Genomic DNA, 11,616 nt, shown 5'->3' with positions numbered 1-11,616 from the left:
GTTTAACATCGTGAACATCGCCTCACCCGATGTGATGTCCGGGGAAGGGAACTGGCCACACAAAATGACTGATCCCCTGGGGTCTGCAGAAGTCGTTCCCGGCGGAACCGCCGGATTCGACGCCACCGGCGACGAGAGTCTGATGCCGTCGTGGGACGAACTGGTGCGTGAACATGCCGATCGCGTGTACCGCCTCGCCTATCGGCTATCGGGGAATCAACATGACGCCGAAGACCTGACCCAGGAGACGTTCATCAGGGTCTTCCGCTCGCTCTCCAACTACAAGCCCGGCACCTTCGAGGGCTGGCTGCACCGCATCACCACGAATCTGTTCCTGGACATGGTGCGTCGTCGCAGCAAGATCCGCATGGAGGCGTTGCCCGAGGAGTACGACCGCGTTCCGGCCGACACTCCCGATCCGCAGCAGATCTTTCACGACGCGAATCTCGATCCCGACCTCCAGGCCGCGCTCGACGCACTGCCGCCCGAATTCCGTGCCGCAGTCGTCCTGTGTGACATCGAGGGACTGTCCTATGAGGAGATCTCGGCGACCCTCGGTGTGAAGCTCGGCACCGTCCGCAGCCGTATCCATCGCGGTCGGCAGACGATTCGTGATCACCTCAATGCCCGCGGGCACACCGACAGCAGGTCGGTGGCGGTTGGGAACGCCGGCTAGTCGCGCCCAGGTGGGACCCGTCGTCGTACGTCGGTCACCCGCCCGGAGCCACGGGAACCACTGCCGACCCGGCTTCGTTGTCATGTTCGGATAGGCTGGGTGGCCGCGCGCCGGGGTGGTGTGACGGGCACTCACGACGCCGGCGCAGTAGCGTGGAACGGATTCGACACGACGGCGAGACCGGCCGCAGCGGTGGAAGAGGTGAACGTCAGATGGAGATGGACCGAGGTCGACCCACCTCGGGGCAGCAGGGCGATGGTCCGCTACCCGCAGCGAGTCTCCGGCGACGCCGCCGCTCGGCGTGGAACCCGGCCACGTGGGCGCCCGTGACCACCTCGTTCTCGTCGAACCGCACCTACCGTGCACCGGGGACCGCCGGTGGGCGACGCTTCGCGCCGACCGAGCATCTCGCCGCCGAGGCGGTGGCAGCCTTCGTCGACGCCGAGCTGGGGATGACCGCACACATGCGCGCAACCCAGCATCTGGCGCATTGTCCCGAGTGCATGTCCGCGGTGGATGCGCAGGTGACGGCACGCTCGCGGCTACGTTCGGCCGCCGACGTCTCCATGCCGGCCGGTCTCCTCGGTCAGCTGAGCCAGATACCCACACGAGAGATCGACGTCACTCCCACCTCCGGCGATGCCGATACCGAACCGCACGGCGCCGACACCTGGCAGCGCGATCCGTCGATGAACCCGATGGCGATGCCGCCCGGGTTCCCGGTGACAGGCGCGTCGCGGGGCCGGGCCGAGCAGAGCAGCACCCGGGCGCGGATGAGTCGCTGGCGAGGCCGCTGACAGGTGGAATCACGAGAGGACAGCGAACTCGAGCAGACCTCCCGGGCCGCGGAAGACCCCCAGCCCGATGATGGTGCCGAGTCCGGCTCGGAGGCGTCACCCGGCACACCCGATCTGACGCGTTCGGTGCACACACCGGTGTCACCGCAGACCGCAGCCGTCTTCGGACGACCTTCCGGGGTACACGGCTCGTTCGCGCAGTCGTCGGACGAATCAGAACAACCCGCTCCGGAGATCGCCGCACCGGACCCGGTCCTGGCCGAGGCATTCGGGCGCCCCGCCGGCGAGAACTCGACGCTGCAGCGCGATCCACTGGCCACCTATGGCGAGCCGGACCGACCCGAGACGCCCCCGGACCCGTGGCGTGATCCCGAGAGCATGGCTGCGCTCGCCGATCCCGCAGTGAGTCGGCCGACGAGCGCCGAGCCCACCGACCCGGGACCCAGGCTGGGCATCCGAGATGTCGTGTTCGGCAAGCGTGTCAGCTGGCACGCCCTGGCGACGTTGGCGGTGCTGGCGCTGCTCGTCGGATTGTTCGGCGGCCTGATCGGGCGCTGGACCGCCGAGGTCGTCTCACCGTTGAACTCTGATTCGGTGCAGCTGTCTTCGGGCGACGATGACGGCAATGCCGCTCCACGCTCACCGGTCGCCGGCGTCGCCCGGGCCGTGGAGAAGTCGGTGGTGGCCATCGATGTCCGGACCTCGAGTTCGGTGGGGACCGGGTCGGGCTTCATCATCGACAAGAGTGGCTACATCGTCACCAACAATCACGTGGTCTCGATGGCCGCCAACGACCGCAACGCCAAGCTCGAGGCGGTTTTCTTCGATCGGACGCGGGTGCCGGCACGCATCGTCGGCCGGGATACGAAGACCGATCTGGCGGTCGTCAAGGTCGACAACGTCGACAACCTGACGGTGTCCCGGCTCGGGGACTCCGACAAGCTCCAGATCGGCGAGGAGGTCGTCGCGTTCGGGTCGCCGTTGGGCCTGGACCGGACCGTGACCAGCGGCATCGTCAGTGCGCTGCACCGTCCGGTGCCGTTGCGACCGGATGCGGAGTCCGACACCGATGCCGTGATCGACGCGATCCAGACCGATGCGGCGATCAATCCCGGCAACTCCGGTGGGCCGCTCGTCAACGACGACGCCAAGGTGGTCGGCATCAACACCGCCGGTCTGGTGCCCGGCGGAGGTTCGATCGGCCTCGGATTCGCCATCCCGATCAATCAGGTGATCCCCATCGCGCAGACGTTGATCCGCAACGGGGAAGTGCATCACCCGCAGATCGGGGTGAACGCCAGCTCGGTACGCAACGACCGCGTGCTCGGTGCGCAGGTCCGCAACGTGGTCGCCGGCGGACCCGCGGACAAGGCGGGCGTACGGGAAGACGATGTCATCACCTCGTTCAACGGCCGGACCATCGAGAGCGCCGATGAATTGACGGTCGCGGTCCGGACGGCGAAGATCGATGACACGGTGCCGTTCACCTATTGGCGTGACGGTCGCACCTTCACGGGCACGATCACGCCGGCGAGCGACTGACGGCACGAACCGGAGCGGTTCGTGCCTCGAATGATGGGGACGAGGAATGTTCAGCAGTATCGGGTGGGGTGAGATCGCCGTTCTGATGGCTGCGGGCCTGATCATCCTCGGGCCCGACCGGCTGCCCGGCGCGGTCTCATGGACGATGAAGTCGCTACGTCAGGTCCGCGACTACGCGACCGGTGCGACGAATCAACTCAAGGACGAACTGGGCCCGGAGTTCGATGAACTGCGCAAACCGCTGTCCGATCTGAACGAGCTCCGCGGGATGACACCGCGTGCGATCGTGACGAAGCATTTGTTGGACGGCGACGACTCGGTGTTCAACCTCGGGCTGGATGCGACGACCGTCGACCGCAACACCACGGATACGCCGGAGATCAAGCCGGTCTCGGCGCCGATGCCGAATCCCCGTGAGACGCAGAGCGATCCGACGGCGACACGCACCCGCAGCGTCGCCGACTGGGACGCCACCTAGGGCCCAGGGCCAGCGGCCGCCACCGAGCCGCCGACGATGCGGTGGGTCCGGCTCAGCCGTGACGGGTGGTGTCGATTCCCAGGCTCATCCCGGCGAGGCCGCGTCGACGAACGGCGAGCTTGTCTGCGATGGCGCGTAGAGCCGAACCGACGGCGGACTCCGGCGCGGACAGGACGACCGGCACACCCACATCGCCGCCTTCGCGCAGACTGGTCTCCAGGGGTACCTGACCGAGCAACTCGACCGGCGCGCCGACCGCACGAGACAGCCGCTCGGCCACCATCGCCCCGCCGCCGGACCCGAAAGGCTCCATCCGGGAGCCGTCGGGCAACTCCATCCAGGACATGTTCTCCACCACACCCAGGATCTTCTGGCGGGTCTGCAGGGCGATCGCGCCGGCGCGTTCGGCGACCTCCGCGGCGGCCTGCTGCGGCGTGGTGACCACGAGGATCTCCGCGCCCGGGATCAATTGCGCGATGGAGATCGCCACATCGCCGGTGCCGGGTGGGAGATCGAGGAGCAGAACGTCGAGGTCACCCCAGTAGACATCGGCCAGGAACTGTTGCAGTGCACGATGCAGCATCGGTCCGCGCCAGGTCACCGGGGTGTTGCCGTCGGTGAACTGGCCGATCGATATGAACCTCACGCCGTGGCTCATCGGCGGCATGATCATTCGTTCGACCTGCGTCGGCTTGGCGTCGCTGCCCAGCATGCGCGGTACCGAATGGCCGTAGATGTCGGCATCGAGGACGCCGACCGAGAGGCCGCGCTCGGCGAGCGCGGTGGCGAGGTTGACCGTGACACTCGACTTGCCGACGCCGCCCTTGCCGGAGGCGACGGCGTACACGCGGGTGAGAGAACCGGGCTGGGCGAACGGGATCACGGGCTCGGCCTTGTCGCCGCGCAGCTTCTTGCGCAGCTCCGTGCGTTGTTCGTCGTCCATCACGTCGAGCTCGACCCGAACCGTGCCCACCCCGGGGACATCGGCCACGGCATTCTCCACGCGCCCGGAGATCTCCGTTTTCATCGGGCATCCGGACGTCGTCAGATAGACGACGACGTCGACGCTCGCGTCATCGTTGACCGCGACAGACTTGATCATCCCCAGGTCGGTGATCGGTTTCCCGATCTCCGGGTCGTTGACCTTGCTGAGCGCAGCGCGGACCGCTGATTCGGTGGGTAGAACTCCGGTAGTCATCACCTGCCAGCTTAACCGCCGGACGAACGTCGCCGTCCGCCCGTCCCGTGCGCGGTCAGGCGCCCGGTCGAGGTGTGGTCGTGGTCGCGACGGCGCCTCCCGGCTTCTTGCGCTTGGGAGCAGCGGACGACGGTGCCGGCTTCGGGGGCTGCAACTGCGGCGGCAGCAGATTGGGCGGCACCAGACCGGGCGGGAGGCAGATCGCACCCAGGCACGTGGGGTCCGGGGTACTGCTCTCCGGGCTCGACGGGGACGAGGAGCTGTCCCCGGGAGACGTCGGCGTCGACGAGGTCGATGGTTTCTTCTTCTTCGACGACGTCGCGGCCTTCTTGTGCTTCGGTTCCGGAATCGGGTTGGTCGGCATCACGCCGGTTGCGTATGCGGCCGCCCAGCTCAGCACGTTGGCCACGTACTCCATCGAATGGTTGTAGCGGAGGACCGCGGCGACCTTGTTCTTCTCGGCCATGATGTCGGCCACCCCGGCGCACAGGTAGCGGCCGGCGGAATACGTCGCATCGAAGACGTTATTCGGATCGGCCTTGCCGTCGCCGTTGGCGTCGGAGCCCCAGCTCGCCCACGTACTCGGGATGAACTGCATCGGGCCCATCGCGCGGTCATGGGAACTGTCCCCGTCGATGCGTCCACCATCGGTGTCGTGGATCACCGCATTGCCCGCGAGGGAGCCGTCGAGGATCGGACCCTCGATCGGGTTGATGGTGGTTCCGTACTGGTCGACGGAACCGTTGGAGGCGTGATTCGACTCGATGCGCCCGATTCCGGCCAAGAGGAACCATGGCAACCTGCATTGCGGCGACTCGGCGTCGATGCGGTTAGCGGCCAGCTTGTATGCCTGAAGGACCACGCCGGGAATGCCGAGCGGTCCGCTCGGGAGCGAGCCGGTGATGCGGAACTGAGGTGTCAGCGCCGGTTCGACGGTCTTGGGTGGCGGTGCCGCGAACCCGAGGAGTGTCACCGGGGTGCCGGGCGCGATCTCTGCGGCCGCAGCCGGGACGCTGTCGGCGGTGGTCTCCACGGCGGCGATCACCGAGCCGCTCGACGCACTCGACGTCGCAGCGCCCAGCATCATCGCCCCGACCAGCACACCGCCCGTGCCGACGGCCATCGCGCGCCGGGGAAGTCGTGGACGGCGCGGTCCCTGGGCACGATGAAAGACTCGGGGACTCATCGGGTATGCCCCGGCGTCATCGTCCCACCCCTCGCCGATGGTTGCTGCGCCACCGACATCGACTGCCTGTCCACACCCACTCCGATTGTGTTCGGGTACTCATGCTGGTCCGCCCCCCGTGATCCCGCGGATCGTCGCCGGGCCCGCTGGCGGAAATCCGCTGGTGAATCGCCGTATGCGAATCCACCTGGCGAATCCCCGAGTCCCTGTACCGGGGCCGGCCGACGTGTGACCCACGATACATATGGGTCGGGCGCCCCAGTACAAGAACCTGACAATTCTTGGCCACATGCAACTGATCGCCGGATGAACGGGCTCGCGTTACCGACGCGGGCGCATCACGCGGTCGACGATGAATCCGCCTCCGGGCGACCTCGGCGCTGACGGGCCCGATCGCGATCGGCGTCGTCGAGCGTGTCAGACCTGTCCGCCAGCCGATCGGTGAGCTCGGTCAGCAGGTCGTCGAACTCCTTGCGGAGGTAGTCGCGGGTCACCGTGTCGCCGACGGCCAGACGCACCGCGGCCAGTTCGCGCGCCAGGAACTCCGTGTCCGCTTTCGTCTGCGCGGCCCGCATCCGGTCCTCGTCCAGGGCGACCTTGTCGCGGTTCTCCTGGCGGTTCTGGGCCAGGAGGATCAGCGGTGCGGCGTACGCGGCCTGGGTGGAGAACGCGAGATTGAGCAGGATGAACGGGTACGGATCCCAGCGCCAGGACACGGCCACGAGGTTCAGGGCCACCCACACGATGACCGCGACCGTCTGGATCGCCAGGTAGCGGCCGGTGCCGAGGAACCGCGCGATCCGTTCGGCGTACACGCCGACCACATCGGAGTCGAGGTTGAACGAGATCCGACGGCCCTGGCGTGGGGTGTCGAGTCGGCGGCCGGATTGTTCGATGCTCACGCACCAGCTCCTGCGGTGTCGGCGCCGGCGATGCCGACGATCGGGCCGGTGTCCTCGGGCTCGGTCTCACGCCAGTCGCGGGGGAGCAGTTCATCGAGCAGGTCGTCGACGCTCACTCCGCCGAGCAGATGGCCTTCTTCGTCGACCACCGGACCGCACACCATGTTGTAGGTGGCGAAATACCGGGTGACCGCCTCCAACGAGTCCTGCGGGTGCAGCCGCGACAGGTCGGTGTCGAGAATGCCGCCCACGATGTTCGCGGGAGGCTCGCGCAGCAACGCCTGCAGATGGACACAGCCGAGATACTTGCCGGTCGGAGTGGACGTCGGTGGCCGAACCACGAACACCAGGCTGGCCGCGGCGGGCGTGACATCCGGATCACGCACGCGCGCAAGTGCTTCCGCGATCGTCGTCGAGGCGGTGACGATGATCGGCTCGGAGGTCATCAGACCACCCGCGGTATCCGGTGAGTGGGTGAGCAGCCGGCGGACGGGCTCGGAGTCCTCGGGATCCATGCGCTCGAGCAGGGATTCCGCCTCCGAGTCGGGTAGTTCGCCGAGCAGGTCGGCGGCGTCGTCGGGGTCCATCGCCTCCAGGACGTCCACGGCACGCTCGAGCTCGAGATGGGACAGCATGTCGGTCTGGTCGTCCGGTGGCAGCTCCTGGAGGATGTCGGCCAGACGTTCGTCGTCGAGGGCGGCCGCGATCTCATCCCGGCGCTTCACCGGTAACTCGCGTAGCGCGTTGGCGACGTCGGCGGCCCGCATGCCCTCGAACTGCATCAGCGCTTGCGCCACACCCTGTCCGGGCAGATTCAACTCCGTCTGGGTGAGTCCGCTGACCCGATGCCAGTCGACGACGTGGGTCTCGCCGCGGCGGCGGAGGCCCTTGCGGCCGGTACGTACCGCGACGCGCGACACGACCCAGTCGCGGGTGCGGGTCCGTTCGATGCCGAGGTCGACGACGGTGACGTCCACTCCGGCGAGGTCGGCGAGGTCGGGGTCGTCGACCCGGACGCGCGAATCGAGGACCTGGCCGATCGCGAGCGCCTCGCCGGGACGGAGATGAAGGCGCCGCAGACTCACCGTTCCCGTGTTGAGGGTGACCGCATTGGGCTCGATGGCGGTGACACGCAACATCGGGACGAAGATCCGTCGGCGCGTGGTCAGTTCGACCGCGAGCCCCAGGGCGCGTGGCTGCTGACCGCCCATCCGGATGGCGATCACGACGTCACGGACGCGGCCGATCGACTCGCCGTCGGGCCCGAGCACGGCCAATCCGACCAACCTGGCCACGAACACCTTGCTCACCGACGACATAGTCGTAAGGGTAGTGGCATCGGGATGCACGCTGCGTACATCCCGACGGCGGGTTGGTGGCGGTGGAGGGCGCACGCGTTGTCGACTTCCGTGTACCCGACTAACGTGCGCCGTGGAGGCACGTTCCTGCGGCCCGCCGCGCCGGACGACGCCGCCGAACGGTGCCCGACGGCGCCGACGACCAGTGGAGGACGCGAGATGACCAATCCGATGCGCCGCGAGACCCCGGGCCTGCCGACGCCACCGACGGGATGGCCGATCGGTTCCTACGGAACCTATGCCGAGGCGCAGCGCGCCGTCGACTATCTCTCGGATCAGAACTTCACCGTGCAGGACGTGACCATCGTCGGCGTGGACCTCATGCAGGTCGAGCGCGTGATCGGGAGACTCACCTGGGGCAAGGTGGTCGGTGGTGGGATCGTTTCCGGTGCGTGGCTCGGACTCTTCTTCGGTCTGCTCGTCTCGCTTGTGGTGACCGGTGCCGGTTTCGCGCCCGTCGTCTTCGGCTTGGTCGGCGGCATCATCTTCGGCGTGATCTCGACCACCATTCCGTACGCTGCGACCCGCGGTCAGCGCGACTTCGCCTCGACGATGCAACTCGTCGCCGGACGATACGACGTGCTGTGTGATCCGCGCAGTGCCGAGCAGGCACGCGACATGTTGAGCCGTCTGGCCAACTGACACCCGACGGGCCGAGGCCCGACTCGGCATGGTGAATTCGCCAGGGTGAAACCGTCCTGCAGTTCGCCGGAGATCACGATTCTGTACGTTCTGGCACGCTCATGCCGAATGTGTTGCATGTCACGAATGTCGAGATATAACGTTACGCAGACGCTGACCGGTGTGTGGCCTCGAGTCCTACACCGTGACGACATCGAGGAGGCTGCGTGCGGTTCCGGGCTGGGAGTTCCGAATTCGGTCGATCTCCACGGCGCGTGCGGCGAAAGCTGGTGATGGCGACGGTCGCACTGGCGACTGCGCTCCCGATCGTCACCGCTTGTGGGTCCGGCTACACGCCTCGGGTGATCAACATCTATCCGCCCGCCGACGGGGCGTCGTTCATCGACAAGGTCGGACAGAAGTGCAGCCAGGAATCCAATGGCGCATACAAGATCGTGACCACTCCGTTGCCCAAGGCGGCCGATGATCAGCGACTGCAGCTGGCGCGCCGACTGGCAGGCAACGATCACGGTTTGGATCTGATGGGAATGGACGTCGTCTGGACCGCCGAGTTCGCCGATGCCGGCTGGCTCGTCCCGGTACCGGATGACCTGGCCCGCAACGTCGCAGCGGTGAGTCTCGGTGGCCCGCGCGAGACGGCGACCTGGAAGACGCCGGACGACACGCGTAAGCGGCTGTATGCGATCCCGACGTGGACCAACACCCAATTGCTCTGGTACCGGCCCGATGTCCTGCGTCAGTACCTCAACAAGGTACGGCCACCGAGTACCTGGGATGAGATGCTCGCCGACACCGAGGCGATCCGCGCCAAGGGCGGGCCGAGCTACATCATGGTGCAGGGCAAGCAATACGAAGGACTGATGGTCTGGTTCAACTCGGTTCTCGTCAGCGCGGGCGGTTCGGTGGTGGACCCCAACGATCCGAACAAGCAGACGCTCAACGACACTCCCGCGCATCGCGAAGCCACCCTGCGGGCCCTGCGGACACTGAAGGCGGTCGCGACGGCACCGGGCCACGATCCGTCCCTGACCAACTCGGACGAGTCCTCCGCACGCCTCGGCATGGAGAACGGCAACGCGACCTTCGAAGTCAACTGGCCGTTTGTGTTCTCATCCATGCGCAGCAACGCCGCCGCGGGCGACGTGCCGTTCTTTCCCGAGATGGCCAAATTCGGTCCGATGTTCGCCGACCCGGACAACCCGCCCGCCGACAGCGACCTGGCGCCGGTGAACCGGGTGGTCCGGACGAAGTTCAACTTCGCGCCCTATCCGGGCGTCAGTCCCGACCTGCAGACCAGGACGACCCTGGGCGGGGTCAACATCGCGGTGGCGAGTACATCGCAGCAGAAGGACCTCGCGTTCCAGGCCGCGGCCTGTCTCACGAATCGTGATGCGCAGAAGGTCTATTCGATCGAGGGCGGTACTCCGCCGACGATCGCATCGCTCTACGACGACCCGGACTTCCAGGCCGCTTACCCGATGGGCAACGACATCCGCGACCAACTCCGCGAGCAGACGGCGGCCCTGCGTCCGGCATCGCCTGACTACCAGGCGATCTCGACGCTGGTCACGGCGACTCTGAGTCCCGTCGGTGCATGGAATCCGGAGACGATGGTCGACGAACTCGCCGATCAGGTCCAGCGCGCGATCGACGGAGAGGGACTGATCCCATGACCACGGGAGACAACGATGATCCGCGTTCCCGGTCGGGACGGCATGCCATGCCCGACGAGAACGCCACCCCGCGCGAGCCCTCGGTTCGACCGCCAGAGGTGAACCGGCAATCGGGGACCGGCGCCGACGGCGCAGCAGGCTCGTGGGTTCCGCCGCAATCCGATGCGGCGGCCGGACGGGCTCCGGAGTTCCCCTCGGCCGCATCGACCGCGCCGGCGGGGGCCGTCGCCACGGCGACCCGGCCCGAGGTCGATCAACCGGCCACGAAGAAAAAGGGGTTGAGCGAGGGGAAGTCGGCCGAGCGACGGCTGGCCTTCTGGTTGGTCGCACCGGCTGCGGTGATGATGTTGCTGGTGACCGGATATCCGATCATCTACGCCTGCTGGCTGTCGCTGAACAAGATGAGCCTCTCGGCGCCGGGGGAGCGGGAATTCGTCTGGTTCGGCAACTACGTGACGGTCCTGACCTCGAATTACTGGTGGACCTCGTTCTTCATCACCCTGGGGATCACGGTGGTGTCGGTGGCCATCGAACTGGTTCTGGGTATGGCGATCGCACTCGTGATGCATCGGACGATCTTCGGCAAGGGCACGATCCGTACCGTCGTGCTCATCCCGTACGGCATCGTCACCGTCGCGGCGGCGTTCTCCTGGTACTACGCCTGGACGCCGGACACCGGGTACCTCGCCAATCTGCTGCCCGATGGCAGTGCGCCGCTGACCCAACAGTGGCCGTCGCTGGCGATCATCGTGCTCGCCGAGGTCTGGAAGACGACGCCGTTCATGGCGCTGCTGCTGCTCGCCGGTCTCGCCCTGGTCCCCGACGACCTGCTCAAAGCCGCGCAGGTGGATGGTGCCGGCGCCTGGACTCGGTTGTGGCGCATCATCATTCCGTTGATGAAGCCGGCCATCCTGGTCGCCCTGCTGTTTCGTACACTCGACGCATTCCGAATCTTCGACAACATCTACGTGTTGACCAGAGGCTCCAACAACACCTACTCGGTGTCGATGCTGGGCTATGACAACCTGTTCAAGGCCTTCAACCTCGGTGTCGGGTCGGCGATCAGCATCCTGATCTTCATCTGCGTCGCGCTCATCGCGTTCATCTTCGTCAAGGGCTTCGGCACCGCCGCGCCCGGCTCCGATACCGAGGGGAGGTAGGGCC

Annotated in this window: 11 protein-coding genes; 7 read left to right on the top strand and 4 right to left on the bottom strand. The window is 66.9% G+C overall.

Annotation, left to right across the window (positions count from 1 at the left end; all coding sequences use genetic code 11):
- The first annotated feature begins 64 nt into the window (after nt 1-64).
- From sigE to tatB, 4 genes are all read left to right on the top strand, one after another.
- Nucleotides 65-676 (top strand): RNA polymerase sigma factor SigE, encoded by a 612-nt coding sequence (gene sigE, locus AC4AMJ_RS14550; RefSeq protein WP_489900477.1) that lies wholly within the window; start codon nt 65-67, stop codon nt 674-676.
- 212 nt (nt 677-888) lie between these two features.
- Nucleotides 889-1,473, top strand: coding sequence for a hypothetical protein (locus AC4AMJ_RS14545; protein WP_489900478.1), 585 nt, complete (start codon nt 889-891; stop codon nt 1,471-1,473).
- A gap of 3 nt (nt 1,474-1,476) precedes the next feature.
- Nucleotides 1,477-3,015 (top strand): S1C family serine protease, encoded by a 1,539-nt coding sequence (locus tag AC4AMJ_RS14540; RefSeq protein ID WP_489912952.1) that lies wholly within the window; start codon nt 1,477-1,479, stop codon nt 3,013-3,015.
- 46 nt (nt 3,016-3,061) lie between these two features.
- Nucleotides 3,062-3,493: a Sec-independent protein translocase protein TatB gene (tatB, locus tag AC4AMJ_RS14535; RefSeq protein WP_489900480.1), complete on the top strand. Its 432-nt coding sequence runs from the start codon at nt 3,062-3,064 to the stop codon at nt 3,491-3,493.
- A 52-nt stretch (nt 3,494-3,545) separates the two neighbouring features.
- Here the strand turns inward: tatB and AC4AMJ_RS14530 are convergent, their stop codons facing one another.
- The 4 genes from AC4AMJ_RS14530 to AC4AMJ_RS14515 form a co-directional block, all read right to left on the bottom strand.
- Nucleotides 3,546-4,691, bottom strand: coding sequence for an Mrp/NBP35 family ATP-binding protein (locus AC4AMJ_RS14530; protein WP_489912951.1), 1,146 nt, complete (start codon nt 4,689-4,691; stop codon nt 3,546-3,548).
- A 55-nt stretch (nt 4,692-4,746) separates the two neighbouring features.
- Nucleotides 4,747-5,877, bottom strand: a complete 1,131-nt coding sequence (locus AC4AMJ_RS14525; RefSeq protein WP_489912950.1) for a lytic transglycosylase domain-containing protein — start codon at nt 5,875-5,877, stop codon at nt 4,747-4,749.
- A gap of 338 nt (nt 5,878-6,215) precedes the next feature.
- A complete protein-coding gene (locus AC4AMJ_RS14520) occupies nt 6,216-6,779 on the bottom strand; it encodes a DUF1003 domain-containing protein (protein ID WP_489900484.1) in 564 nt (187 codons plus the stop codon).
- Nucleotides 6,776-8,098: a magnesium transporter MgtE N-terminal domain-containing protein gene (locus AC4AMJ_RS14515; protein WP_489900486.1), complete on the bottom strand. Its 1,323-nt coding sequence runs from the start codon at nt 8,096-8,098 to the stop codon at nt 6,776-6,778. Before AC4AMJ_RS14515 ends, AC4AMJ_RS14520 begins: the two co-directional genes overlap by 4 nt.
- Before the next feature lie 198 nt (nt 8,099-8,296).
- On the opposite strand from AC4AMJ_RS14515, the gene AC4AMJ_RS14510 reads away from it, so the two are divergent.
- The 3 genes from AC4AMJ_RS14510 (at nt 8,297) to AC4AMJ_RS14500 (ending at nt 11,612) form a co-directional block, all read left to right on the top strand.
- Nucleotides 8,297-8,779 (top strand): YflT domain-containing protein, encoded by a 483-nt coding sequence (locus tag AC4AMJ_RS14510; protein ID WP_489900812.1) that lies wholly within the window; start codon nt 8,297-8,299, stop codon nt 8,777-8,779.
- 272 nt (nt 8,780-9,051) lie between these two features.
- A complete protein-coding gene (locus AC4AMJ_RS14505) occupies nt 9,052-10,452 on the top strand; it encodes an extracellular solute-binding protein (RefSeq protein ID WP_489900813.1) in 1,401 nt (466 codons plus the stop codon).
- Nucleotides 10,449-11,612: a carbohydrate ABC transporter permease gene (locus tag AC4AMJ_RS14500; RefSeq protein ID WP_489900487.1), complete on the top strand. Its 1,164-nt coding sequence runs from the start codon at nt 10,449-10,451 to the stop codon at nt 11,610-11,612. Before AC4AMJ_RS14505 ends, AC4AMJ_RS14500 begins: the two co-directional genes overlap by 4 nt.
- The last annotated feature ends 4 nt before the right edge of the window (nt 11,613-11,616 follow it).

The organism is Gordonia sp. LMA484 (assembly GCF_058129505.1).
This window is presented reverse-complemented; position numbering and strand designations above follow the sequence as displayed.

What these genes read in the sequence shown, in the direction of transcription:
- AC4AMJ_RS14515 (WP_489900486.1), bottom strand. Translation starts at nt 8,098, where the DNA reads ATGTCGTCGGTGAGCAAGGTGTTCGTGGCCAGGTTGGTCGGATTGGCC.
- tatB (WP_489900480.1), top strand. Translation starts at nt 3,062, where the DNA reads ATGTTCAGCAGTATCGGGTGGGGTGAGATCGCCGTTCTGATGGCTGCG.
- AC4AMJ_RS14510 (WP_489900812.1), top strand. Translation starts at nt 8,297, where the DNA reads ATGACCAATCCGATGCGCCGCGAGACCCCGGGCCTGCCGACGCCACCG.
- AC4AMJ_RS14545 (WP_489900478.1), top strand. Translation starts at nt 889, where the DNA reads ATGGAGATGGACCGAGGTCGACCCACCTCGGGGCAGCAGGGCGATGGT.
- AC4AMJ_RS14525 (WP_489912950.1), bottom strand. Translation starts at nt 5,877, where the DNA reads ATGAGTCCCCGAGTCTTTCATCGTGCCCAGGGACCGCGCCGTCCACGA.
- AC4AMJ_RS14505 (WP_489900813.1), top strand. Translation starts at nt 9,052, where the DNA reads ATGGCGACGGTCGCACTGGCGACTGCGCTCCCGATCGTCACCGCTTGT.
- AC4AMJ_RS14500 (WP_489900487.1), top strand. Translation starts at nt 10,449, where the DNA reads ATGACCACGGGAGACAACGATGATCCGCGTTCCCGGTCGGGACGGCAT.
- sigE (WP_489900477.1), top strand. Translation starts at nt 65, where the DNA reads ATGACTGATCCCCTGGGGTCTGCAGAAGTCGTTCCCGGCGGAACCGCC.
- AC4AMJ_RS14530 (WP_489912951.1), bottom strand. Translation starts at nt 4,691, where the DNA reads ATGACTACCGGAGTTCTACCCACCGAATCAGCGGTCCGCGCTGCGCTC.